General features: G+C 70.0%; 18 protein-coding genes. 6 read left to right on the top strand and 12 right to left on the bottom strand.

Features of this window, described 5'->3' with window-relative positions; all coding sequences use genetic code 11:
• Nucleotides 1-87 precede the first annotated feature (87 nt).
• The 3 genes from ACIQBL_RS15670 to panB form a co-directional block, all read right to left on the bottom strand.
• The gene (locus tag ACIQBL_RS15670) at nt 88-909 is read right to left on the bottom strand and encodes an ABC transporter permease (RefSeq protein WP_401941517.1); all 822 of its coding nucleotides are present in this window, start codon (nt 907-909) and stop codon (nt 88-90) included.
• A complete protein-coding gene (locus ACIQBL_RS15665) occupies nt 906-1,925 on the bottom strand; it encodes an ATP-binding cassette domain-containing protein (RefSeq protein ID WP_401941514.1) in 1,020 nt (339 codons plus the stop codon). The genes ACIQBL_RS15670 and ACIQBL_RS15665 overlap by 4 nt, the downstream gene beginning before the upstream one ends.
• Before the next feature lie 200 nt (nt 1,926-2,125).
• Nucleotides 2,126-3,001, bottom strand: a complete 876-nt coding sequence (panB, locus tag ACIQBL_RS15660; RefSeq protein ID WP_401941511.1) for a 3-methyl-2-oxobutanoate hydroxymethyltransferase — start codon at nt 2,999-3,001, stop codon at nt 2,126-2,128.
• A 190-nt stretch (nt 3,002-3,191) separates the two neighbouring features.
• On the opposite strand from panB, the gene ACIQBL_RS15655 reads away from it, so the two are divergent.
• The 4 genes from ACIQBL_RS15655 to ACIQBL_RS15640 all read left to right on the top strand — a co-directional run bounded on the left by ACIQBL_RS15655 (nt 3,192) and on the right by ACIQBL_RS15640 (nt 8,037).
• Complete coding sequence (locus ACIQBL_RS15655) at nt 3,192-4,781, top strand: MFS transporter (protein ID WP_401941508.1); 1,590 nt, start codon at nt 3,192-3,194, stop codon at nt 4,779-4,781.
• Between the two features lie 52 nt (nt 4,782-4,833).
• The gene (locus ACIQBL_RS15650; protein ID WP_401941506.1) at nt 4,834-5,472 is read left to right on the top strand and encodes a TetR/AcrR family transcriptional regulator; all 639 of its coding nucleotides are present in this window, start codon (nt 4,834-4,836) and stop codon (nt 5,470-5,472) included.
• A 188-nt stretch (nt 5,473-5,660) separates the two neighbouring features.
• Nucleotides 5,661-6,713 carry an endonuclease/exonuclease/phosphatase family protein gene (locus tag ACIQBL_RS15645; RefSeq protein ID WP_401941504.1) on the top strand — a complete coding sequence of 351 codons (1,053 nt, stop codon included), beginning with the start codon at nt 5,661-5,663 and terminating at the stop codon, nt 6,711-6,713.
• 103 nt (nt 6,714-6,816) lie between these two features.
• Nucleotides 6,817-8,037 (top strand): MFS transporter, encoded by a 1,221-nt coding sequence (locus ACIQBL_RS15640; RefSeq protein ID WP_401941501.1) that lies wholly within the window; start codon nt 6,817-6,819, stop codon nt 8,035-8,037.
• Between the two features lie 139 nt (nt 8,038-8,176).
• Here the strand turns inward: ACIQBL_RS15640 and ACIQBL_RS15635 are convergent, their stop codons facing one another.
• The 4 genes from ACIQBL_RS15635 to ACIQBL_RS15620 all read right to left on the bottom strand — a co-directional run bounded on the left by ACIQBL_RS15635 (nt 8,177) and on the right by ACIQBL_RS15620 (nt 13,793).
• Nucleotides 8,177-10,213: an NAD(+) synthase gene (locus ACIQBL_RS15635; RefSeq protein WP_401941500.1), complete on the bottom strand. Its 2,037-nt coding sequence runs from the start codon at nt 10,211-10,213 to the stop codon at nt 8,177-8,179.
• 101 nt (nt 10,214-10,314) lie between these two features.
• Complete coding sequence (locus ACIQBL_RS15630) at nt 10,315-12,228, bottom strand: protease pro-enzyme activation domain-containing protein (RefSeq protein WP_401942515.1); 1,914 nt, start codon at nt 12,226-12,228, stop codon at nt 10,315-10,317.
• A gap of 267 nt (nt 12,229-12,495) precedes the next feature.
• Nucleotides 12,496-13,125 carry a DUF305 domain-containing protein gene (locus tag ACIQBL_RS15625; protein WP_401941497.1) on the bottom strand — a complete coding sequence of 210 codons (630 nt, stop codon included), beginning with the start codon at nt 13,123-13,125 and terminating at the stop codon, nt 12,496-12,498.
• Entirely contained in the window at nt 13,122-13,793 is a 672-nt protein-coding gene (locus ACIQBL_RS15620) for a DUF3105 domain-containing protein (RefSeq protein WP_401941494.1), read from the bottom strand. Before ACIQBL_RS15620 ends, ACIQBL_RS15625 begins: the two co-directional genes overlap by 4 nt.
• A 352-nt stretch (nt 13,794-14,145) precedes the next feature.
• Between ACIQBL_RS15620 and glnA the strand changes: the two genes are divergently transcribed.
• Nucleotides 14,146-15,507 carry a type I glutamate--ammonia ligase gene (glnA, locus tag ACIQBL_RS15615; RefSeq protein ID WP_043682384.1) on the top strand — a complete coding sequence of 454 codons (1,362 nt, stop codon included), beginning with the start codon at nt 14,146-14,148 and terminating at the stop codon, nt 15,505-15,507.
• Between the two features lie 61 nt (nt 15,508-15,568).
• Here glnA and ACIQBL_RS15610 read toward each other — a convergent pair whose 3' ends face one another.
• From ACIQBL_RS15610 to ACIQBL_RS15590, 5 genes are all read right to left on the bottom strand, one after another.
• Nucleotides 15,569-16,588, bottom strand: coding sequence for a TolB family protein (locus tag ACIQBL_RS15610; protein WP_401941492.1), 1,020 nt, complete (start codon nt 16,586-16,588; stop codon nt 15,569-15,571).
• Nucleotides 16,585-17,928, bottom strand: coding sequence for an MFS transporter (locus ACIQBL_RS15605; protein WP_401941490.1), 1,344 nt, complete (start codon nt 17,926-17,928; stop codon nt 16,585-16,587). Before ACIQBL_RS15605 ends, ACIQBL_RS15610 begins: the two co-directional genes overlap by 4 nt.
• A gap of 1 nt (nt 17,929) precedes the next feature.
• Nucleotides 17,930-18,820 (bottom strand): alkaline phosphatase family protein, encoded by an 891-nt coding sequence (locus ACIQBL_RS15600; RefSeq protein ID WP_401941487.1) that lies wholly within the window; start codon nt 18,818-18,820, stop codon nt 17,930-17,932.
• 145 nt (nt 18,821-18,965) lie between these two features.
• Nucleotides 18,966-19,325 (bottom strand): VOC family protein, encoded by a 360-nt coding sequence (locus ACIQBL_RS15595; RefSeq protein WP_401941484.1) that lies wholly within the window; start codon nt 19,323-19,325, stop codon nt 18,966-18,968.
• A 42-nt stretch (nt 19,326-19,367) separates the two neighbouring features.
• Nucleotides 19,368-19,880: a pyridoxamine 5'-phosphate oxidase family protein gene (locus ACIQBL_RS15590; RefSeq protein ID WP_401941481.1), complete on the bottom strand. Its 513-nt coding sequence runs from the start codon at nt 19,878-19,880 to the stop codon at nt 19,368-19,370.
• A gap of 208 nt (nt 19,881-20,088) precedes the next feature.
• On the opposite strand from ACIQBL_RS15590, the gene ACIQBL_RS15585 reads away from it, so the two are divergent.
• A complete protein-coding gene (locus ACIQBL_RS15585) occupies nt 20,089-23,088 on the top strand; it encodes a bifunctional [glutamine synthetase] adenylyltransferase/[glutamine synthetase]-adenylyl-L-tyrosine phosphorylase (RefSeq protein WP_401941478.1) in 3,000 nt (999 codons plus the stop codon).
• The last annotated feature ends 85 nt before the right edge of the window (nt 23,089-23,173 follow it).

Here is a 23,173-nt window from a genome sequence, read left to right as displayed (position 1 = left end):
GACCCGGTGGACCCGGTGGACCGGGTGGACCCGGTGGACCTGGTGGACCTGGTGGACCGGGCGGACCCGGCGGGCCCGGCGGGCCGGTCAGGTCTTGGTGCGGAACTTGTGGATCGCGATCGGGGCCATCACCGCGGTGAGCCCCACCGACCAGGCCAGCGTCAGCAGCACCCCGTGGGCGACCGGGCCGCCCACCATCAGCCCGCGGGCCGCGTCCGCCAGGGAGGACAGCGGGTTGTAGTCGGTGAAGTTCTGCAGCCAGCCCGGCATCGACCCGGTCGGCGCGAAGATCGACGAGCCGAACTGCAGCGGCATCAGGAACAGGAAGCCCATGGCCTGCACGGACTGCGCGCTCTTCATGGTCACGCCGAGGGTGATGAACACCCACATCAGGGCCGAGCCGAACACCGCGGACAGTCCGATCGCGGCGAACATGCCGCCCCAGCGGTGGATGTCGAAGCCGACGAGGACGCCGACGACCATCAGCACGGCGCACGCGACCAGCATCCGCATGATCTCGACCACGATCTTCGCGATCAGCACCGAGCCGCGCCCGATGGGCAGCGACCGGAACCGGTCCATGACCCCGGTGTGGAAGTCGGTGTTGAAGCCGGTGCCCACCCCCTGGGCCATGTTCATGCCCATCATGGCGAGCAGGCCGGGCACGACGTACTGCACATACGCGTGCTGTCCGCCGCCCAGCGACTGACCGATCGAGCCGCCGAAGACGTACACGAACAGCAGCGTGAAGATGACCGGGAACAGGACCGCGTCGAACATCGACTCCGGGTCCTGGCGGATCCACAGCAGGTTGCGGCGGATCAGGGCGCCGGTGTGGCGCAGATGGCTGCGCAGCGGGATACGGGGGTCCGCCGGCGAGCCGGCGGAGTTCACGGTGACGGCGCTCATACGGCGACCTCCTCGCGGTCGGTGGTGGGCACGGTGTCCTGCGGGGCGCCGGCGCGGTGGCCGGTGAGGGACAGGAACACCTCGTCCAGGCTGGGCAGTTCGGTACTGATGGAGGCGATGGTGAGGCCGCGCGCGGTCACCGCGCCGACCACGGCGGTCAGTTGCTCGTCGCTGAGGATCGGCACCAGGACCGTGCCGCTCTCCACGTCGACGGTGACGGTGGCGAGCCCGGTGATGCCCAGCTCGTCCAACGCGCGGGCCAGTGGCCGTAGTTGCAGCGGATCGGCGGGCCGGATGCGCAACGCCCGCCCCCCGACCTTGGCCTTCAACTCATCGATGGCGCCGTTCGCGATGACCTTGCCGTGGTCCACCACGGTCAGCTCGGAGGCGAGCGCCTCGGCCTCCTCCATGTACTGCGTGGTGAGCAGCACGGTCACGCCGCCGCCGACCATGGACCTCACCTCGTCCCACACCTCCATGCGGGTGCGCGGGTCGAGACCGGTGGTCGGTTCGTCGAGGAACAGCACCTGCGGGTGCCCGATCATCGACGCGGCCAGGTCGAGCCGCCGCCGCATACCGCCGGAGTACGTGCTCGTCGGCCGCTTGGCCGCCTCCGTCAGCGAGAACCGCTCCAGCAGTTCGTCGGCACGGGCACGGGAGTCCTTGCGGGACAGGTCGAGCAGCCGCCCGATCATGTACAGGTTCTCCCAGCCGGGGAGCTTCTCGTCCACGGAGGCGTACTGGCCGGTGAGGCCTATCACGCGGCGTAGTTGGCGGGGCTGGCGCAGGACGTCGTAGCCGGCGACGGTGGCCTCGCCGGAGGTCGGGGCGAGCAGCGTGGACAGGATGCGTACGAGGGTGGTCTTACCGGCACCGTTCGGCCCGAGCACACCCATCACGGTGCCCTCCCGGACGTCCAGGTCGACGCCGTCCAGCGCCTTGGTCTCGCCGTAGTGCTTGACCAGCCCCCGCACGGTCACCGCCGTGCCGCCGGAATTCTTGTCGATTCGCGTCATGGGGACGACAGTGCCAGGGCCTGCCGACAGAACGCCGACATCCCACCGACAGCCACCGACAACCGGCCTACGCCCACCGACCACCCGTTTGCTGTCGGTCAAAAGGTGACCCGCTAAAACGCCCGAGACGGGCGGCAGGCGACAAGGAAGCAGCCCGCCGACGGGGGAAGATCGGCGGGCTGCCATGGTGCCGCAATGGCTCAGTGGACGGAGTGCTCCTCAAGAGGGAACGTTCCGCCGACGACATCCTCCGCAAACGCCTTCGCCGCGTCGCCCATGACCTGACGCAGATCGGCGTACTGCTTCACGAACTTCGGCATCTTCCCGCCCGTCAGCCCCAACATGTCGGTCCACACCAGGACTTGGGCATCGGTCTCGGCGCCCGCCCCGATCCCGACCGTGGGAATGTGCAGCACCCGGGTCACCTCGGCCGCCAGCTCCGCCGGAACCAGCTCAAGAACGACGGCGAACGCCCCCGCGTCCTGCACGGCCTTCGCGTCGCGCAGCAACTGCTGGGCCGCCTCCTCGCCGCGCCCCTGCACGCGATACCCCATCGCGTTCACGGACTGCGGGGTGAGACCGATGTGCGCCATGACCGGGATACCGGACTCGACGAGGAGCCGGATCTGCTCGTGCGACCGCTCGCCCCCTTCGAGCTTCACCGCCCCGACCCCGGCCTCCTTCACCAGCCGGGTCGCCGAGCGCAGCGCCTGTACCGGCCCCTCCTGGTAGGACCCGAAGGGCAGGTCGCCCACGATCAGGGCGCGGTTCGTGCCCCGCACGACCGCGGCGGACAGCATGGTCATCTCGTCCAGCGTGACGGGCACGGTCGACTCGTACCCGAGGTGGCAGTTGCCCGCCGAGTCGCCGACGAGCATGACCGGGATACCGGCCTCGTCGAAGACGGACGCGGTCATCGCGTCGTAGGCGGTGAGCATGGGCCACTTCTCGCCGCGGTCCTTGGCGAGGGCGATGTCGCGAACGGTGATACGGCGTGTGCCCTTGCCTCCGTACAGCGCCTTGCTGCCGTCGGAGGAACTGTTCTGCACAGTCTGGGCAGCCGAAAGCTGCGTCATTGCAACGGCTCCTTCAGTCATCTCGAGGCACCCTCACGGCGTCCCCGGATCCCCTCCATGGTGGCACCTCGTGCCACGGAGGGCCAGAGGGAACCCCGTCACGTCGGCCGAAGTAAGGCCTGAGTAAAATAATTACGATACGGCACGGTCTCGTATCGGAATGGGCCCGCGGTTCCCTAGTCTGGACGGCATGACCACTCCACCCGTCCCGGGCACCCGGATACCCGAAGCGGTGCACCGTCGCCGCTGGGCCATCCTCGGCGTGCTGATGCTGAGCCTGCTGATCGTGGTGCTCGACAACTCGATCCTCAACGTCGCCATCAAGACCATCTCCACCCCGGCCCCCACCGGCCTGGGCGCGACACAGAGCGAGCTGGAGTGGGCGATCAACGCCTACACCCTCGTCTTCGCCGGCCTGCTGTTCACCGCCGGCCTCCTCGGCGACCGGATCGGCCGCAAGAAGGTCCTGCTCGGCGGCCTCGTCGTGTTCGGCGTCGGCTCCGTGCTCGCCGCCGAGTCCGGCTCGCCGGCCCAACTCATCGCCTTCCGCGCCCTGATGGCCCTCGGCGCCGCGTTCGTGATGCCCGCCACCCTCGCCGTCCTCATGAACGTCTTCGAGCGCGACGAGCAGCCCAAGGCCATCGGTATCTGGGCCGGCGGCGTCGGCCTCGCCATCGCCATCGGCCCGATCACCGGCGGTGTGCTCCTCGACCACTTCTGGTGGGGCTCGGTCTTCCTGATCAACGTGCCGATCGTGCTGCTCGCGCTCGCCCTGATGATCTGGCTGGTCCCCGACTCCCGCGACCCGAAGCCCGGCCGCCTCGACCCGGTCGGCGTCGTCCTGTCCGTCGTAGGCCTCGTGCTCCTTGTCTACGGCATCATCGAGGGCGGCGAACTCGCCGACTTCACGGCGCCCAAGGTGCTGTCGACGATCATCGCCGGTGTCGTCGTCCTCGCCGGGTTCGTGTGGTTCGAGAAGCGCAGCGACCACCCGTCCATCGACGTCACGTACTTCAAGAACAAGGAGTTCTCGGCCGCGATCGCCGCCATCGCGCTGGTCTTCTTCGCGCTGATGGGCGTGACCTTCTTCTCGGTCTTCTACACCCAGAGCGTGCGCGGCTACTCCCCGCTGCAGACCGGTCTGCTGATGCTGCCGCTGGCCGCCGCGCAGATGGTCTTCGCGCCGCGGGCCCGGCTGGTCGTCAACCGGTTCGGCAACAAGATCACGACCGGTGTCGGTCTCGTGCTGCTCGCCGGGATGCTCGGCGCCTTCGCGACCCTTGAGGCGGACACGCCGATCTGGATCCTGGAGGTCGTCTTCTTCCTCATGGGCGCCGGCATGGCCCACGTCATGACCCCGACCAGCGTCGTCATCATGCAGGCCCTGCCGCGCGAGAAGGCGGGCTCCGCGTCCGCGCTGAGCAACACCTTCCGCCAGGTCGGCGGCGCCCTCGGCATCGCCGTCCTCGGCTCGGTGCTCTCCACGGCCTACCGCAACGGCATCGAGGGCAAGCTCGGCTCGGTACCGGCCGCCCTCCGGGACACGGCCGGCGAGTCCATCGAGGCCACCCTCGGTGTCGCCGCGAAGCTCGGCCCGCAGGGCAGGGCCCTGGTCACCCCGGCCAACGACGCGTTCCTGCACGCCATGCATGTCACCGCCCTGTGCGGCGCGGGCGTCGCGGTCGTGGGCGCGGTGGTGGCGTTCCTCTTCCTGCCCGGCAGGCCGCCGGTCGCTCAGGAGGGCAAGGAGGAGCCGGAGTTGGTCGTCGTAGGGGAGTAGCGACGACAATCGTCCGATACGGAACCGGGGGAGAGCGAAGGGACGGAGTGAAGTGAGCCTTGCCGGCAGCGGCACCGACAGCGGGACTCGGCAGGACGCCCCCACCAGGGGACGCCCGCGCAGCGAGGCCGTCGAACGCGCCATCACGGAGGGCGTGATGAAGCTCCTGGAGGAAGGCGTGCCCCTGGCCGAACTCTCCATCGAGCGCATCGCCCGCACCGCCGGTGTCGGCAAGGCCACCATCTACCGGCGCTGGCCGGGCAAAGAGGAGCTGTTCGTCGACGTCGTCCGCCAGGCCGAGCCGCAGGACCCCGAACTGCCCGGCGTCTCCCTGCGCGACGACCTCGTGGCCATGATGGAACAGCTGCGCCAGCGCGGCCTGATGACCCGGTCCTCGGCGCTCCTGCACAACGTGTACGCGCAGATGAAGAGCGCCCCGAAGGTGTGGACCGCGTACCACGCGACCGTCGTGGAACCCCGCCGCCGCAAGCAGGTGGACCTCCTGCGCCGCGGCCAGGAGAGCGGCGAACTCCGTACCGACATCGACGCCGACCTGATGAACGACATGCTCGTCGGCCCGATGCTCCTGCGCACCGTCATGCGCGCCGACGCCGACCTCCCCGAGGGCCTGTCGGAACTGCTCGTGGACACCGTGCTGGTGGCCCTACGGCCCGTCAGGCCCGCCGTCTGAGCCTCCGTCGGAATGTGCGCGTTCCGTCACAGAAGGCGCTGCCGTCGTGCGTGTTCGGAACTCCGGACACCGGCTTGTTCGTCCTCGTGCCCGTACGGCCGTCATGTGACGGCGGATCGGAACCGATCATCCCCTAGGGTCGTAGGCGCGGGGACGATGGTGTGCACGGCAGGTAGTGAGGCGACGGTATGGCACAGCAGGCGTATGTGGCGGAGACGGACGACGGCGGCTCGGGCGACGAGCAGCGGGGAAACCGACTTCGGCGCCTGCGGAACAGACTGCTCGACGGCTGGCGGGGCGATCCGAGGATCTGGCGCCGGGGCCTGATCCTCGCCGCGCTGGCGATCCTCCTCTCCCTCGTCATGCTGCTGCACTCCCGCATCCCGAACCGGATCGGCAACCTCGGCAGTCTCACGGAGACGTTCCTGCCGTGGTTCGGCCTGATGATCCCGGTGCTCCTGGTCCTCGGCCTGGTCCGCAGGTCGGCGACCGCGCTCATCGCCGTCGTCCTCCCGGCGGTCGTGTGGCTGAACCTCTTCGGCGGCCTCCTGCTCAGCGACAAGACCGGCACCGGCGGCGACCTGACGGTGGCCACGCACAACGTCAACGCCGAGAACCCCGACCCGGCCGGTACGGCCCGCGACGTGGCCGCGTCCGGCGCGGACGTCCTCGCCCTGGAGGAACTGACGGCGTCGGCGGTCCCGACGTACGAGAAGGCCCTCGCGACGACGTACAGGTACCACGCGGTCGAGGGCACGGTCGGTCTGTGGAGCAAGTACCCGATGAGCTCCGTGAAGGCCGTCGACATCAAGCTGGGCTGGACGCGCGCGATGCGTGCCACCGTCACCACCCCCGAGGGCCGGATCGCGGTCTACGTCGCCCACCTCCCCTCGGTGCGGGTGAAGCTGGAGGCCGGGTTCACCGCCCGGCAGCGCGACACGAGCGCCGACGCGCTGGGTGAGGCCATCGCCGCCGAGCCGCTCCGGCGGAAGATCCTCCTCGGCGACCTCAACGGCACGATGAACGACCGCTCGCTGAACGCCGTCACGTCCCAGATGCGCTCGACGCAGGGCGCGGCGGGCGACGGCTTCGGGTTCAGCTGGCCGGCGTCGTTCCCGATGGCGCGGATCGACCAGATCATGGTCCAGGGTGTGGAACCGGTCACCTCGTGGACCCTCCCGAAGACGGGCAGCGACCATCTCCCGATCGCCGCCCGTGTGAACCTCGACACGAGCTCTTAACCTCGTGGAATAGCGGGCCTGGGAGTCTTTGTTCCGTAGCTGAACTTAAGTGAAGCCCAGCTGTACGGAACTCCGCTCTCCCTTGAAAGGCACAGGCACCTCCATGCCCCTGGCCCTGCTCGCCCTGGCCGTCGGCGCTTTTGGTATCGGCACCACCGAATTCGTGATCATGGGCCTGCTGCCCGAGGTCGCGGACGACCTGCACGTCTCGATCCCCACGGCGGGCCACCTGGTCTCCGCCTACGCGCTGGGCGTGGTGATCGGCGCCCCCCTGCTCGCGGCCGTCACCGCCCGCCTGTCCCGCCGCACGGTCCTGATCGGCCTGATGGCACTGTTCGTGGCGGGCAACGCCCTCTCGGCCCTCGCCGCGAACTACGACTACCTGCTGGCCGCCCGCTTCCTGAGCGGCCTGCCGCACGGCGCCTTCTTCGGTGTGGGAGCGGTGGTCGCTACGACCATGGTGGCGCCGGAACGCAAGGCCCGCTCCGTCTCCCTGATGTTCCTGGGCCTCACGGTCGCCAACGTCGTGGGCGTACCGGCGGCCACCCTGATGGGCCAGCACCTGGGCTGGCGGGCCACGTTCCTGGCCGTGAGCGCGATCGGCCTGGTGGCGATAGCGTCACTGGCGCTGCTGATCCCGCACGACCACGCGCACGCACCCGCCGTGGGCCTGCGCCGCGAGCTGGCGGCACTGAAGTCCCTCCCGGTGTGGCTGGCCCTCGGCACCACGGTCGCGGGCTTCGGCGCGCTCTTCTCGGCCTACAGCTACATCACCCCGATGCTCACGGACGCGGCGGGCTTCGCCGACGGCAGCGTGACGCTGCTGCTCGCGCTGTTCGGCGTGGGCGCGACGGCCGGCAACCTGGTGGGCGGCCGACTCGCGGACCACTCTCTCCGGGCGACGCTGTTCGGCGGCCTGGTGTCCCTGGCCGGGGTCCTGGCCCTCTTCCCGCTCCTGATGACGACGGAGTGGAGCGCGGCACTGGCGGTCGTCCTCCTGGGCGTGGCGGCGTTCGTCACGGGCTCCCCGCTCCAGCTGATGGTGATGGAGAAGGCGTCGGCGGGCCCGTCGCTGGCCTCCTCCGCGAACCAGGCGGCGTTCAACTTGGCCAACGCGGGCGGCGCCTGGATCGGCGGGCTCGCCTTGGCGGCGGGCTTCGGCGCCACGTCGCCGGCGCTGGCCGGTGCGGTGCTGGCCGTGCTGGGGCTGGGAGTCGCCGGTACGGCGTGGGGCGTGGACCGGCGTCGAGGGGTCCCGAGGAGCGGTCGCGAGCGGCTGGTCGCGACACACGTACCGGACCAGGCGAAGGCACTGCACCCCTGACCTGTCGCCTTCGACGGACCCCTCCGCCGACGTCGGCCGGGAGGGGACCCTGTTTGCGAAAATGTGACACTTGGACCCCGAAGTGTCACATTTTCGCGACCCACCCTCCCCGGGCGCCGCGCGTCTCCGCGTGCCGCGGCTAGTCGAACCGCCCCAGATCCCGCAGCCAGACCTCCGCCGACCCGTCCGAAGGCGCCCGCCAATCCCCGCGAGGCGACAGCGAACCCCCCGCCGAAACCTTCGGCCCATTGGGCATGGCCGATCGTTTGAACTGCGCGAACGCGAAGAAGCGCCGACAGAACACCTCCAGCCACCGCCGGATCTCCGGCAGGTCGTACGCCACCCGTTTGGCTTCGGGGAAGCCCGGAGGCCAGGCGCCCGCCGCCGCGTCGTGCCACGCGTGCCACGCCAGGAACGCGATCTTCGACGGGCGGAAGCCGTACCTCAGCACATGGAAGAGGGTGAAGTCGTGCAGCGCGTACGGGCCGATCTTCGACTCGGTCGACTGCATCTCCTCGCCCGGTACCAGCTCGGGGCTGATCTCCGTGTCGAGGATCGCGGTGAGGATCTTGCCGGTCTCCTCGTCGAACTGGCCGCTGCTGACGACCCAGCGGATCAGGTGCTGGATCAGGGTCTTCGGGACGCCGGAGTTGACGTTGTAGTGGCTCATCTGGTCGCCCACGCCGTACGTCGACCAGCCGAGCGCGAGTTCCGAGAGGTCGCCGGTGCCCAGCACGATGCCGTTGCGCTGGTTGGCGAGCCGGAACAGGTAGTCCGTGCGGAGGCCGGCCTGCACGTTCTCGAAGGTGATGTCGTACACCGGCTCGCCGGAGGCGAAGGGGTGGCCCATCTCCTTCAGCATCAGCCGCGCCGTCGGCGTGATGTCCAGCTCGGCCGCGGTGACGCCGATGGCCCGCATCAGCGCGTGGGCGTTGTCCTTGGTGTGGTCGCTGGTGGCGAAGCCGGGCAGGGTCCAGGCCAGGATGTCGCTGCGCGGCCGGCCGGCGCGGTCCATCGCGCGGGCGGCGACGATCAGCGCGTGCGTGGAGTCGAGGCCGCCGGAGACGCCGATGACGACCTTCGGGCCGCCGATCGCCGCGAGCCGCTGCTGGAGGCCCGCCACCTGGATGTTGTACGCCTCGTAGCAGTCCTGGGCGAGGCGCTCCGCGTCGGCCGGTACGAACGGGAAGCGTTCCAGACGCCGGCGCAGCCCCAAGTCGGTGAGCGGCGGGGCGAGTTCGAAGGAAACCGTCCGGAAGTCGGCGGTGCGCGCCCGATGGGTCCGCCGGTTGTCGTCGAACGTGCCCATCCGCTGCCGCTCCTGCCGCAGCAGGTCGAGGTCCACGTCGGCCACCGCGTACTCGTCGCCGAGCGGGAAGCGTTCGGTCTCGGCGAGCAGGACGCCGTTCTCGTAGACCATGGCCTGGCCGTCCCAGGACAGGTCCGTGGTGGACTCGCCGAGGCCGGCCGCCGCGTAGACGTATGCGGCGAGGCAGCGGGCGGACGCCGAGCGGCACAGCAGTTCGCGGTCCTCGGCGCGGCCGACCGTGATCGGGCTGCCGGAGAGGTTGACGAGGACCGTCGCGCCGGCGAGGGCCGCCTCCGCGCTGGGCGGCACCGGCACCCACATGTCCTCGCAGATCTCCGCGTGCAGCACGAGCGACGGGACGTCCTCGGCCGCGAACAGCAGGTCCACGCCGAACGGCACGCTCTCGCCGCCGACCTGGATCGAACCGTCGCGCTCGTCGGCGCCGTCGGCGATCTGACGGCGCTCGTAGAACTCCCGGTAGTTCGGGGGGTACGACTTCGGTACGACGCCCAGGATCCGGCCGCGGTGCACGAGCACCGCGCAGTTGTAGATCCGGTTGCGGTGGCGCAGCGGGGCGCCGACGACCAGGACCGGCAGCAGGTCCGCCGACCCGGTCACCACGTCCCGTAGCGCCTCCTCGACCTGGTCGAGCAGCGCGTCCTGGAGCAGCAGGTCCTCGATGGAGTAGCCGCACAGGCCCATCTCCGAGAAGACGGCGACGGCGACCCCCTCGTCGGCGCAGCGGCGGGCGTGACGGAGGACGGCTGCGGCGTTGGCGTGCGGGTCCGCGATGACGGTGTGGCCCGTGCAGGCGGCGACGCGGGCGAAGCCGTGCTGATAGATCGACCAGAAGTTCAGTGGAGGCACCCGCCCACTCTAATCGTCAGGGCGACGCGATGGGGTGGCGCGGGGTGTCGTGCACCCCACGCCACCCCATCGACAGGTGACTACTGGTTACCGCTACGAGGTCAGTGGTGACCCTGCGAGCGGCTGAACGACTCGACGTAGCCGTCCGCGGGCGTGCCCACGCCGGTGACGTCGTCGTAGCCCTTCACCGCGGACAGCGAGCTGTCCTTGCCGAGGCTGCGGACCGAGGTGATCAGACCCTCGGAGGCGTCGAACGCGTTGGCGAAGTCCACACGCGCCACCGCCAGGCCGGAGCCCGTCGGGTTGTCGGTCACGTCGTGGTAGACCTTCGTGCCGTACTTGGCGTAGATCGACGGGTTGGCGAAACCGATCGCCTTGCCGCCGCGCGCCTCCTGGGCCAGGGCCTGGACCGCCGCGATCACCGGGGAGGCGAGCGAGGTGCCGCCGATCCGGTACTCGCTGTACTGCTCCGAACCGTCGGGGAAGGTCTGCGTCTGGCCGACCTTGAAACCGGTGTTCGGGTCGGCGATCGCCGAGATGTCCGGGACGACGCGGTTGCCGGTGGCGCTGTTGGCCTTGGCGAGCGCGTCCGGGACGACACCCTTCTGGTAGAAGGGCTCGTTCACGGTCTTGCTGGTGCCGCCGCCCGCGCCCGAGGTGAAGGCGCCGGGGAAGCTGGTCCAGCTCTTGCCGTCCGAGGACAGCAGGGCCTTCTCGGTGCCCCAGCCGGTCTCCCACAGGTACTTGTCGCCCTTGCCGACCGCCAGCGAGGTACCGCCGACCGCCGTCACCCACGCCGAGTTGGCCGGGGTGTCGACCTGCTTCGTACCGGTGTTGGCGACCTCGTCGCCGTTGTCACCGGAGGAGAAGTAGAAGCCGATGCCCTCGACCGCGCCCAGCTGGAACACCTGGTCGTAGGCGGCGGCGAGGTCCGGGGTCTGGCTGGCCTCGATGTCGCCCCACGAGTTGGAGACGATGTCGGCCAGGTGGTTGTCGACGACCTTGCTGAGCGAGTCGAGCAGATCGTCGTCGTAGCAGGACGCGGCACCCACGTACGTGATGTTCGCGTCCGGCGCCACCGCGTGCACGGCCTCGACGTCGAGGGTCTCCTCGCCGTACCAGCCGGCCGCCCCGCACTCCACGGTCTTGGTGTAGTTCGCGGGGAGCACCTGCTTGAGCTGGCTGGTGCTGTACTTCGCGTCGCCGTGCGCCTTGGCGTAGGTGGCCGCGTCGTAGGCGATCGTCGGGGAGGCGTACGCGTCGGTGATCGCGACCCGCACCCCCTTGCCCGTGTACTTGCCCGCGCCGTAGGCCGCACGCAGCTGCTTGCCGGTGTAGCCCTCGATCGCGTACGGGATCTTCTGGCCGTACGCGGACGGCAGCGTCGTCGCGGTGTTCGAGCCGTAGTACGAGGAGAACGGACCGGAGTTCTTGAACACCGTGTCCGGACCCGGCAGCGTGTCGTCATGGCTCGCCGTGTGCGGCGCGTTGTCGAGACCGGTGACGGTCAGGACGGCACCGTTGAGGCTGTCCGGCGCGGAAGCGGTCTTCGACGGGGCGCGGTAGGTCTTCGAGCCCTTCGAGTAGTTGTGCAGCGAGGTGCTGAACGCCTTCTCGACCGCGGCCACGTCACCGGAGACCGTGACGTAGTGCTGGGTGGTGCCGGTGACCTTCAGCCCGGCGGACTTCAGCCAGGACTTGACCGCGGCCACCTGGGCCTTCGTGGCGCCGTAGCGCTGCTGCACCTGCTTGGCGCTCAGGTACTTGCCGTACAGGGCCGAGCTCGGGTCCGAGACGGCCTTGGCGTACGCCGCCAGGCCGTTGGCGTTCCGGCCGGCGAGGTAGACCCGGGCGGACACCTTGGAGCTGTCGGGCGTCGCCCCCTTGTCCGCCTTGGCCGTCGCCCACGCGGGCTTGGTGCCCGCGAGCGAGTCCCGGCCCGGGGTGTCCGCGGCGTGCGCCGCGGGTATACCGAGCGCCAGAGCACCGGCGATCATGGGCAGTGTCGCTGCCATGCTCACGCCGGCGCGCATGGTGGCGCGATTGGATCTCATAAAACCCCCTGCTATGCGGTTCGACGCATGGAGTGGTCGGTCGACGTCGATCCACACGAAACCTGCGGCGGGAAGGTCCGTGGATGGATCACACGATGGGGGCCACTCTTTCGATGAACCGTTCATGCCAGGGGAACGCGAAAGTCAAGAGAACCCCAAGGAACCGTCACCCAGGGCGAATTGGGGGCTTTTTTCCTTACGGGCGTGTAACGAACAACCCGGGACGCTTTACGAACGTGCTTTTGCGCCACGCTCCTTGAGCATGTCGGCCATCAGCTGGATCTCCGACTGCTGCGCGTCGACCATCCCCTGCGCCAGCCGCTTCTCCACCCCCACCCGGCACTTCTCCACACACCCCTCGGCCATGTGGATACCGCCCTTGTGATGGTCCGTCATGAGCTGCAGGAAGAACACCTCGGCGGGCTTGCCGCTCAGTGAACTCAGCTTCTTCAGCTCGGTGTTGGTCGCCATCCCGGGCATCAGCGCGCCGTCCTTCCCGGACGCCATGTCACCCATGCCCATCCACGTCATCGGCGGGTCCGCCGACACCTTCGGCAGGTTCCACAGGTCCAACCAGCCCAGCAGCATGCCCCGTTGATTGGCCTGCGTCTGCGCGATGTCGTAGGCGAGCCGCCGTACCTCCACGTTCTTCGTACGGTCGCGCACGATGTACGACATCTCGACGGCCTGCTGGTGATGCACCGCCATGTCCCGCGCGAAACCGGCGTCCGCCGAATCCGCCGTAGGAGTGGGGGAGTTGCTCGATCCGCCGGTGTCCTCGGCGACCGCGTAGGTGATCGCGCCGGCCGCGACGAGCGCCGTCGCCGCGGCCCCCGCGATCAGTGCCACCTGCCTCACTGCGACAGCCCGCCCGTGCACGCGGCACCCGGCTCCGGCGTCTGGCTGCCCTGCACGAACTTCGCGAAGAACGTGTTCACGGCCGGGTCGCTCGCGCTCTTCACGGTGCGCTGGTGCCCCCACGCCGACAGCATGATCGGGTCCTTCTGGCTGTCGTAGGGACTCATCAGCGAGTACGGCGTCGACTTCACCTTCGCCGCGAGCGCCGTGACGTCGGCCGCCGAGGCCTTCTTGTTGTACGTCACCCAGACCGCGCCGTGCTCCAGCGCGTGCACCGCGTTCTCGTCCTTGACGGCCTTGGCGTAGACGTCGCCGTTGCAGTTCAGCCAGACCGGGTTGTGGTTGCCGCCCACCGGCGGGTGCATCGGGTAGTTCACCGTGCCGGTGACGTGGGTGCGGCCCAGCGTCCCCTTCCAGGTGTTCACACCGTCCGCGCCGGCGACGAAGTGCCCCGAAGCCGAGTTCTTGGAGTCACTCGCGGAACTGTCCTTCTTGCCGGACTGCGCGTGCACGACGGCGACACCGCCGACGACGAGACCGGCGACGACCACCGCGCTCGCCGCGATCTTCACGATCCGGGTGCGTCGCTCGCGGGCCTGCTCGGCGCGCCGCATCTCCTCGATGCGGGCCTTGCGCGCCGCGGATCCGGTGTTCTTGGCGGAACCCATGGATGGTGTCCTTTGGGGGAAGAGACGGTCGGGTCAACTGATCGTAGTGGGGGGTGGGGGGTTTCCCGTAGGGCCCCCACAGCAAAGACGCAGGGAAGACGCCGAAGACACGGAAGAGCGGGATACCCCCCGGTCAGGCATTACGAATGTCAGTCCGAGCAGGCAAGATGGTCAGAAGACGGGCGACAGCGCAGGACATCTGCCGTACGCGAGGCGTTCAGCCGCAGGACAGCCGGCCGATCATGGCCGGCAACGCGCACGAAATGGTGTTGTGGTGGGATGCTCAGGTGCCCGACCGCCTCCTGCGGTACGAGGACAGGCGGCCTGACCAGCAAGGATGGGGAAGCGGAAGATGGACAAGCAGCAGGAGTTCGTGCTCCGGACGTTGGAGGAGCGCGACATCCGTTTCGTACGGCTGTGGTTCACGGACGTGCTGGGCTTCCTCAAGTCCGTCGCCGTGGCCCCCGCCGAGCTGGAACAGGCCTTCGACGAGGGCATCGGCTTCGACGGCTCCGCGATCGAGGGCTTCGCCCGCGTGTACGAGTCCGACATGATCGCCAAGCCGGACCCCTCCACCTTCCAGGTCCTGCCGTGGCGCGCGGAGGCCCCCGGCACGGCCCGCATGTTCTGCGACATCCTCATGCCGGACGGCTCCCCGTCCTTCGCGGACCCGCGCTACGTGCTGAAGCGAGCCCTCGCCAAGACCTCCGACCTGGGCTTCACCTTCTACACCCACCCGGAGATCGAGTTCTTCCTCCTGAAGGACCGCCCCCTGGACGGCTCCCGCCCGACGCCGGCCGACAACTCGGGCTACTTCGACCACACCCCGCAGAACGTGGGCATGGACTTCCGCCGCCAGGCGATCACCATGCTGGAGTCGATGGGCATCTCGGTCGAGTTCTCCCACCACGAGGGCGCCCCGGGCCAGCAGGAGATCGACCTGCGGTACGCCGACGCGCTCTCCACGGCGGACAACATCATGACGTTCCGCCTGGTCATGAAGCAGGTGGCGCTGGAGCAGGGCGTCCAGGCGACGTTCATGCCGAAGCCGTTCTCGGAACACCCGGGCAGCGGCATGCACACGCACCTCTCGCTCTTCGAGGGCGACCGGAACGCGTTCTACGAGTCCGGCTCGGAGTACCAGCTCTCCAAGGTCGGCCGCTCCTTCATCGCGGGCCTGCTGAAGCACGCGGCGGAGGTCTCCGCCGTCACCAACCAGTGGGTCAACTCCTACAAGCGCATCTGGGGCGGCTCCGAGCGCACGGCCGGCGCCGGCGGCGAGGCCCCCTCGTACATCTGCTGGGGCCACAACAACCGCAGCGCCCTGGTCCGCGTCCCGATGTACAAGCCCGGCAAGACCGGCTCCGCGCGCGTCGAGGTCCGCTCCCTGGACTCGGGCGCCAACCCGTACCTGGCCTACGCCCTCCTCCTCGCCTCCGGCCTCAAGGGCATCGAAGAGGGCTACGAACTCCCCCCGGGCGCCGAGGACGACGTCTGGGCCCTCTCCGACGCGGAACGCCGCGCGATGGGCATCGAGCCCCTCCCGCAGAACCTCGGCGAGGCCCTGACCCTGATGGAGCGCAGCGACCTGGTCGCCGAGACACTCGGCGAGCACGTCTTCGACTTCTTCCTGCGCAACAAGCGGCAGGAGTGGGAGGAGTACCGGTCGGAGGTCACCGCGTTCGAGCTGCGGAAGAACCTGCCGGTGCTGTAGCGCTCCGCAGGCGTGGCCGTTCGCGCAGGCGCCGTTCCCGGCGCCCCTTCGGGGGCGCCCCCTAGTTGACGTACGCGGGAGACACCGCCGCGGTGCTGATGCGCCGCGGCTTTCCCGTGCCGTTTGCCGGTACCTCGTACAGGTCCGCCCCGTAGTCGCCCGGCAGTGCGTAGACGATCGTGTGGTCGTCCCTCCACACCGCCTGGTCGTCCACGCTGCGGGGTTCGGCGAGCGGGGTTTCGCGCATCGTGCGGAGGTCGAGGACGTAGAGGTGCCAGGGGGCGTCCTTCGGGAGGCCCGGTACCCGTTTCTTGAAGGCGATGCGGGTGCCGTCGGGGGAGAGGGACGGGCACTCGACGTTCGTGTGGAGCGTCGTCACCGTTCCGGCCCTCAGGTCGCCCTTGATCAGGTAGGTCTTGCCCTTCGTCGCCAGCGTCGCGTAGAACGTGCGGTCGTCCGCGGCGAAGGTCACGCCCCAGAAGTTGACGTCCGCCGCGTGGTAGACGTGGCCGTCCTTGAGGATGCGGAACGACTCCAGGGTCGGGATGAACCGACCCGTGCGGGTGTCCACGATCGCCGCTCGCGTCGAGAAGTTCGTGCCCGCGTACGAGTCGCCGCCGACGAAAGCCGTCCAGGCCGCGAAGTGGCCCGTGGGGGAGACGCGGGCCCGGGAGGGGATGCCGGGGACGTCGTAGTGGGCCGTCTCTTTGAGGTGGGCGTCGAGGATCAGGGCGCGGTAGGTGTCCGTGACCGGCCCGTGGACCGCCTGGAGGCATACTCCCGTGCCCGAACTGGCGTAGAAGCGGAGGCATTTGAGGCCGGAGGCCGTGCGGGGGCCGGAGGGGTCGGCGGCCGGGACCGTGGTCAGTTCGTCTCGGTGCGGGCCCCATGCCATGTTGCGGAACACCATGCGGGCGGGGGTCGTGAGCGTGACCCGGCCCGCCGTGATTCTGGGGCCGCCGGGCTGCGCCTCGTTCCTTCGCTCGGCTCGTGCGGACGCGTGCAGGACCGAGGCCACCGCCACCGCGGCGAGTGCGGCGACGGCCGCGAGGAGTACCAGGACGCGGTTGCGCAGGGTCATGAAACAGGCTCCAGAACTGGTCCGGCCGGACGGCCCGGGCGGAGTGTCAGGGCGAACGCCGCGCAGATCGCCAGCGCCACCGCCGATGCCATGAGCGCCGTACGGTCGCCCCACAGGGTCCAGGCCGCCCCGAAGCCCAGCGAGCAGACGAACCTCGCCGCCGTCTGGCCGGTCTGCACCAGCGCGAGTCCCGACGAGCGCAGTTCCGCCGGCACGCTGTCCGAGGCCGCCGCCATCAGCACGCCGTCGGTCGCCGCGTAGAAACCGCCGTGCAGGAGGAGGACGGCGTAGGGGAGGGCCGTGCCGTGCCAGGAGGTCAGCAATATGGCGTACGTCGTGAGGAGGGCTCCGTGGCCCGCCAGGAACACCTGCCAGCGGCCGATACGGTCCGCGAGGCGGCCCAGTGGTATCGCCAGCAGGAGGAACGCCGCCGCCGTGCCCAGCGGCAGCAGTGCGAACCAGCGGTCCGGTACGCCGAGCCTTCGTTGCAGCAGCAGGTACACGAAGGAGTCGCTGACCGTCGCCAGGCCGAGCAGGAGTGCGCAGACCGTGACGCGGCGCAGATCGCGGCGGGCGAGGAGGGCGAAGGCCGCGCCCAAGGTGGGGCGGCTCGAAGGTGCCGGCGCCGACACCGGTGCTGGCGCTGATGCCGGTGCCGGTGCCGGTGCCGGTGCCGACGCCTGTGCCTGGCCGCCCGGCACGAACAGCACCAGCACCAGCACCCCGACCACGGCCACGCAGAAACTCACCGTGAACACCGCGTCGTACCCGTCGACCGTCGCCCGGAGGATCAGGAACGCCGCCAGCGGGCCGAGCAGCGCGCCCGCCGTGTCCATCGCGCGGTGTACCCCGAAGGCACGACCTCGGTTCTCCGGGGTGGAGGAGAGCGAGATCAGCGCGTCGCGCGGTGCCGTGCGCAGGCCCTTGCCCGTGCGGTCGGCGGCCAGGACCAGGCCGATGGGGGTGAGGGTGTGGGCCAGGAGGAGGAGAGGCTTGCAGGCCGCAGAGATGCCGTAGCCGATGCCCGCCACCCACTTGTGCCGGCCGCCGCCCCGGTCGGCGAGGTGGCCGCCGGCCAGGCGGACGAGGGCCGAGAAGCCGTTGTAGACGCCGTCCAGGAGGCCGAAGCCCAGCGGGGACAGGCCGAGGCCCGTCACCAGGTACAGCGGGAGGACCGCGGTCACCATCTCGGACGACACGTCGGTGATCAGGCTGACCGCGCCGAGCGCCAGGACCGTGGGGGCGACCGCGGACACCCGCGCCGTGGTACCCGTAGTACCCCTGGTGTCCGGGGCGCCTGTAGTACCCGTAGTACCGGCGCGGCTGTCCGCGACGTACATGTCAGGACGCCCAGATGCCGGTGATGTCGGCGGCGGACGCCGCGTTGCCCGCGTGGGTGGAGAGGCCCTGGGTATCCTCCAGGGTCCGCAGCAGGTTGTAGTGGTTGTAGGTGGTCGAGGACGTGGCGCCCGCGGTGACCGGCTGGCCGTAGAGGACCGTCGGGATGCGGTTGCCGCTGAGCAGGTTGTCCTCGTCGAAGGTGACGACGAGCAGGCTGTTGTTGGTCTTGGCCCACGTCGCGTACGCGCCGAGGTTGTTCTTCAGCCAGGTGTCGCCGGTCGCCACCGAGCAGTCGTGCATGTCGCTGCACAGGTTCGGGGTGACGAAGGAGATGTCGGGGAGTGTCGTGTAGTCCGTCGGGAACTGCGCGAAGGTCTTCGCGGTGGACGTCGCGACGTTGGAGAAACCGAACCACGGGTTGTGCTTACGCGCGTAGTTGCCGCTGCTGCACGTCGTCGAACCCTGGCTGGGCAGCGTCTCGTTGTAGCTCGCCCACGTGCCGCCGGCGGCGGTCACCTCGGAGGCGAGGTTCGCGGCCGAGGAGAAGCCCGCCGTGTAGCAACTGTCGCTGGTGATGCCCTGGGTGGAGCCGGAGAACAGGGCGAAGTAGTTCGGCTGGCTCGGGTGGGTGATCCCGTACGACTGGGTGAGGGCGGCGCCACCGGACGCGAGCGAGTTGATGTAGGGGGCACTGGAGGAGCCGATCACCTGGCTGTAGGCGTGGTTCTCCATGACCACGACGACGACGTGGTCCGGGGTGGGCACCCCGGTCGCGGCGTGCGCGGTCGAGATGCCTCCGAAACCGGTCCAGACCCCGACGGCGGCTGCCGAGAAGGCGAGTGCGGACGCCACGACGGCGCGACTGCGGCGGTACACGGAACTGCCGGACACTTCTACCTCCGGGTGGGGGGAGGAACGGGGGTGACGGTGCGGACAGAGCATGTACACGCCAAAATGCCCGCATCCGACGGTGTCCAACCCGATGGATGAAGAAGTGGTGAACTACTGCTGGTGGTGAACCGATGCCGGTGGCCAACTACTGCTGCGAAGCGGCCAGTTGAGCCAGTACGTGGTGCAGTGGCTCGGCGCCCCGCTTCCGGTACTCCTGGATCTCCCACCCTCCCCCACTCTCGGCTTCGTTCGAGCGGGGGGACCCCCATCCGTCCGGGTCCTTGACATACATGAACGTCGCCCCGTCCTGCGGCGCGAACTGCACCGGCTCGCTGACGTCGAGCCCACGCGCGCTCAGCTCGTCGTACGCCGCCTTCGCGTCCCGCACGCCCTCCATCACCTCGCCGTCGAGATCGACACGGAAGCCGACCTTGTCGCGGTAGAACTCCTTGGCCCGGTCCACGTCGGAGACCGGCAGCACGATCACTTCGAGGGTCGTGTCCATGGTTTGACTCCTTTGTCGTACACCAGTGGAACGTCCGTCGCGTCACTCGAACCGCCACCGCGTCTGGCTGAACGGCTCCCCCTTGCCGAAGCCGAAAACCGTGCGGGGCGCCACAGCGAAGACGAACGCGTGCCCGGCACCGTGGTGGAAGGCCTCGTCCCGCACGTCGAAGTGCCAGAAGCCGCCGTACTTGGCCTCCCACGCGGCGGCCAGCTCCCGCAGCCTGTCCTCGTCCGTGACCCGCCTCGCCGCGCCCTCGACGACCAGGTCGTATCCCGTGTCGATGGTGTTCGTGCCGGTCGTCAGCACGACGTGCGGATTGCCGGCGAGGTTGAGCGCCTTGCGCTCCTCGGGGCCGGTGCAGAAGTGCAGCGCCCCGTCCGTCCACACCGTCGGCAGGGGCGTCACATGCGGCCGCCCGTCCGGCCGTACCGTCGAGATCCAGCACAGCTCGGCCGCCGAGAGCCGCGCCTCGGCCGCGGCCCAGTCGGTCGCGGTGGCCGCCGGGTCGCTGTAGCGGGGGTCGAGACGGGTGCGCGGTTCCTTGTGGGTCATCGGCTTCTCCCTGCGTCTGCCTGTCGGCGGTTTCCACAGGACAGACCCCGTACCCCTACGGAACTCATCGCCGTACTCCTCCGGAACTCATCGCCGTACCTCTCCGGAACTCATCGCCGCACGCCCCGGCGCCCCCGCCCGCACCTGCGGTTAGGCTCGGGACGTTACGACCTAGATCCGCACGACCTTGATCCGAGGGAGGCCGAGGATGACGGCGCCGGGGCGCAGGAGCAGCACCTTCACGCGACTGCTGCGGCACGGTTTCACCGATCCCTCGGCGGCCGAGCGGCTTCTGGAGAGCGCGGAACTGGCGCCGATAAGGAACGACCCGGTCCTGCTGGAGGCCCTCGGCGGCACCGCCGACCCCGACCTGGCCCTTCAGGGTCTCGTACGACTCCTGGAGGCGCAGCCCGAGCCCACCGCCCGGCGTGAGCTGACGGACACGCTGATCGCGGCGAAGCCCTTGCGGGACCGGCTGCTCGGTGTGCTCGGTGCCTCGGCCGCCCTCGGCGACCACCTCGCCCGGCATCCGCGCGACTGGCACGCCCTCGTCATGTACGAGCCGCGTGACCTCCACCCCGGGGTGGAGGAGTTCGAGCGGGGTCTCGCCGGGGCCACCGACCCCGTAGCCCTGCGCGTCGCCTACCGCCGCTGCCTGCTGTCCATCGCCGCCCGGGACGTCTGCGGCACCACCGACCTCGCCCAGACCGCCGCCGAGCTCGCCGACCTCGCCACCGCCACCCTGCGCGCCGCGCTCGCCATCGCCGGTGCCGCCGCGCCCGACGACGCCGCGCTGTGCCGGCTCGCGGTGATCGCGATGGGCAAGTGTGGCGGCCACGAGCTGAACTACGTCTCCGACGTCGACGTCATCTTCGTCGGCGAGGCTGTCGACGGCGCCGACGAGGGCAAGGCCCTCCGCGCGGCCACCAAGCTCGCCGCGCACATGATGCGGATCTGCTCCGAGACCACGGTCGAGGGCTCCATCTGGCCCGTCGACGCCAACCTGCGCCCCGAGGGCCGCAACGGTCCGCTGGTGCGCACCCTCGCCAGCCACCTCGCCTACTACCAACGCTGGGCCAAGACCTGGGAGTTCCAGGCCCTCCTCAAGGCCCGCCCGGTGGCCGGCGATCTCGCGCTCGGCGAGGAGTACGTCACCGCCCTCGAACCCCTCGTGTGGACGGCGGCAGAGCGCGAGAACTTCGTCACCGACGTGCAGAAGATGCGCCGCCGCGTCATCGAGAACATCCCCGCCGCCGAGATCGACCGCGAACTCAAGCTCGCCCCGGGCGGCCTGCGGGACGTCGAATTCGCCGTCCAGCTCCTCCAGTTGGTGCACGGCCGCGCCGACACCTCGCTGCGCAGCGGCACCACGCTCGTCGCGCTGGAGGCCCTCGCCGCCGGCGGCTACGTCGGCCGCGAGGACGCCGCCCGGCTCGACGACGCCTACCGCTTCCTGCGCACGATGGAACACCGCATCCAGCTCTACCGGTTGCGCCGCACCCACCTGGTCCCCGTCGAGGAGGCCGACCAGCGGCGCCTGGGCCGTTCCCTCGGCCTGCGCACCGACCCGGTCGCCGAGTTGAACCGCGAGTGGAAGCGGCACGCGACCGTCGTACGACGCCTGCACGAGAAGCTCTTCTACCGCCCACTGCTCGACGCGGTCGCCCAACTCGCCCCCGGCGAGACCCGGTTGAGCCCCGAGGCGGCCCGCGAGCGCATGGTCGCACTCGGCTACCACGACCCGGCCGCCGCCCTGCGCCACCTGGAGGCCCTCGCCTCCGGCATCACCCGCAAGGCCGCCATCCAACGCACCCTGCTGCCCGTCCTGTTGGGCTGGTTCGCGGACTCCGCCGACCCGGACGCGGGCCTCCTCAACTTCCGCAAGGTGTCCGACGCGCTCGGCAAGACCCCTTGGTACCTACGGCTGTTGAGGGACGAGGGCGCCGCCGCCGAGAACCTCGCCCGCGTCCTCTCCGCCGGCCGCCTCGCCCCCGACCTCCTCATGCGCGCCCCCGAAGCGGTCGCCCTCCTCGGCGACGGCGACGGCGGCAGCGGCCTCGAACCCCGCGAACGCGCCCACCTGGAACAGGAGATACTCGCCGCGGTGGGCCGCGCCGACGACGCCGTCCAGGCGGTCACCTTCGCCCGAGGCGTCCGCCGCCGCGAACTCTTCCGTACGGCGGCCTTCGACATCGTCGGCTCCTACGGCACCGAGACCCAGCCCGCCGAGGCCGACCAGGGCGCCCTCGTCGACCGGGTCGGCGGCGCCGTCTCCGACCTGACCGCGGCCACCCTCGCCGGTACCCTGCGCGCGGTGGTCCGCGAGGGCTGGGGCGACACCCTCCCCACCCGCTTCGCCGTCATCGGCATGGGCCGCTTCGGCGGCCACGAACTGGGCTACGGCTCCGACGCGGACGTCCTGTTCGTGCACGAACCCCGCGAGGGAGTGCCGGAGCGCGAGGCCTCCGAAGCGGCCAACAAGGTCGTCTCCGAGATGCGCCGACTGCTCCAGGTCCCCAGCTCGGACCCGCCCCTGCTGATCGACGCGGATCTCCGGCCGGAGGGCAAGTCGGGGCCGCTCGTGCGGTCGTTGAACTCCTACGAGGCGTACTACCGCCGGTGGTCGCTGGTTTGGGAGTCGCAGGCGTTGCTGCGGGCCGAACCTGTCGCCGGTGACGAGGAGTTGGGCCGGCGCTTCATCGAGCTGGTCGATCCGTTGCGGTATCCGGCGGAGGGACTCGGTGACGACGCCGTACGGGAGATCCGGCGGTTGAAGGCCCGGATGGAGTCCGAGCGGTTGCCTCGGGGCGCGGATTCGACTCTGCACACCAAGCTGGGGCGCGGCGGGCTCTCGGACGTCGAGTGGACCGTGCAGCTGATGCAGTTGCAGCGTGGCTGGAGCGAGCCGGGGCTGCGTACGACTCGTACCCGGGCTGCCCTCGCCGCCGCGTGTGCCGCCGGCCTGATCTCCGGTGAGGACGCGGCGATACTGGACGAGGCGTGGGTGTTGGCCACGCGGGTTCGTAACGCGGTGATGCTTGTGCGGGGGCGGGCCGGGGACACGTTTCCGTCTGAGCCGCGTGAACTGGCTGCGGTGGGGCGGTACTTGGGGTACGGGCCCGGTCACGTGGGTGACATGCTTGACGATTATCGGCGTACTACGCGCAGGGCTCGGGGTGTGGTGGACCTGTTGTTCTACGGGGCCTAGGCGGGTTGTTCGTCGGCTGACCGCCGGTGGGGGCTGGGCGCGCAGTTCCCCGCGCCCCTCTGGGGCGCGTCATCTCGCCGTTCTG

Origin of the sequence: Streptomyces sp. NPDC088350 (assembly GCF_044753545.1) — a bacterium.
Classification (GTDB): Bacteria; Actinomycetota; Actinomycetes; order Streptomycetales; family Streptomycetaceae; genus Streptomyces.
The sequence above is the reverse complement of the archived record's forward strand: the minus strand, read 5'-3'. Positions and strand labels throughout refer to the sequence as shown.

What these genes read in the sequence shown, in the direction of transcription:
- ACIQBL_RS15670 (WP_401941517.1), bottom strand. Translation starts at nt 909, where the DNA reads ATGAGCGCCGTCACCGTGAACTCCGCCGGCTCGCCGGCGGACCCCCGT.
- ACIQBL_RS15665 (WP_401941514.1), bottom strand. Translation starts at nt 1,925, where the DNA reads ATGACGCGAATCGACAAGAATTCCGGCGGCACGGCGGTGACCGTGCGG.
- panB (WP_401941511.1), bottom strand. Translation starts at nt 3,001, where the DNA reads ATGACGCAGCTTTCGGCTGCCCAGACTGTGCAGAACAGTTCCTCCGAC.
- ACIQBL_RS15655 (WP_401941508.1), top strand. Translation starts at nt 3,192, where the DNA reads ATGACCACTCCACCCGTCCCGGGCACCCGGATACCCGAAGCGGTGCAC.
- ACIQBL_RS15645 (WP_401941504.1), top strand. Translation starts at nt 5,661, where the DNA reads ATGGCACAGCAGGCGTATGTGGCGGAGACGGACGACGGCGGCTCGGGC.
- ACIQBL_RS15640 (WP_401941501.1), top strand. Translation starts at nt 6,817, where the DNA reads ATGCCCCTGGCCCTGCTCGCCCTGGCCGTCGGCGCTTTTGGTATCGGC.
- ACIQBL_RS15630 (WP_401942515.1), bottom strand. Translation starts at nt 12,228, where the DNA reads ATGGCAGCGACACTGCCCATGATCGCCGGTGCTCTGGCGCTCGGTATA.
- ACIQBL_RS15620 (WP_401941494.1), bottom strand. Translation starts at nt 13,793, where the DNA reads ATGGGTTCCGCCAAGAACACCGGATCCGCGGCGCGCAAGGCCCGCATC.
- glnA (WP_043682384.1), top strand. Translation starts at nt 14,146, where the DNA reads ATGGACAAGCAGCAGGAGTTCGTGCTCCGGACGTTGGAGGAGCGCGAC.
- ACIQBL_RS15610 (WP_401941492.1), bottom strand. Translation starts at nt 16,588, where the DNA reads ATGACCCTGCGCAACCGCGTCCTGGTACTCCTCGCGGCCGTCGCCGCA.
- ACIQBL_RS15605 (WP_401941490.1), bottom strand. Translation starts at nt 17,928, where the DNA reads ATGTACGTCGCGGACAGCCGCGCCGGTACTACGGGTACTACAGGCGCC.
- ACIQBL_RS15595 (WP_401941484.1), bottom strand. Translation starts at nt 19,325, where the DNA reads ATGGACACGACCCTCGAAGTGATCGTGCTGCCGGTCTCCGACGTGGAC.
- ACIQBL_RS15590 (WP_401941481.1), bottom strand. Translation starts at nt 19,880, where the DNA reads ATGACCCACAAGGAACCGCGCACCCGTCTCGACCCCCGCTACAGCGAC.
- ACIQBL_RS15585 (WP_401941478.1), top strand. Translation starts at nt 20,089, where the DNA reads ATGACGGCGCCGGGGCGCAGGAGCAGCACCTTCACGCGACTGCTGCGG.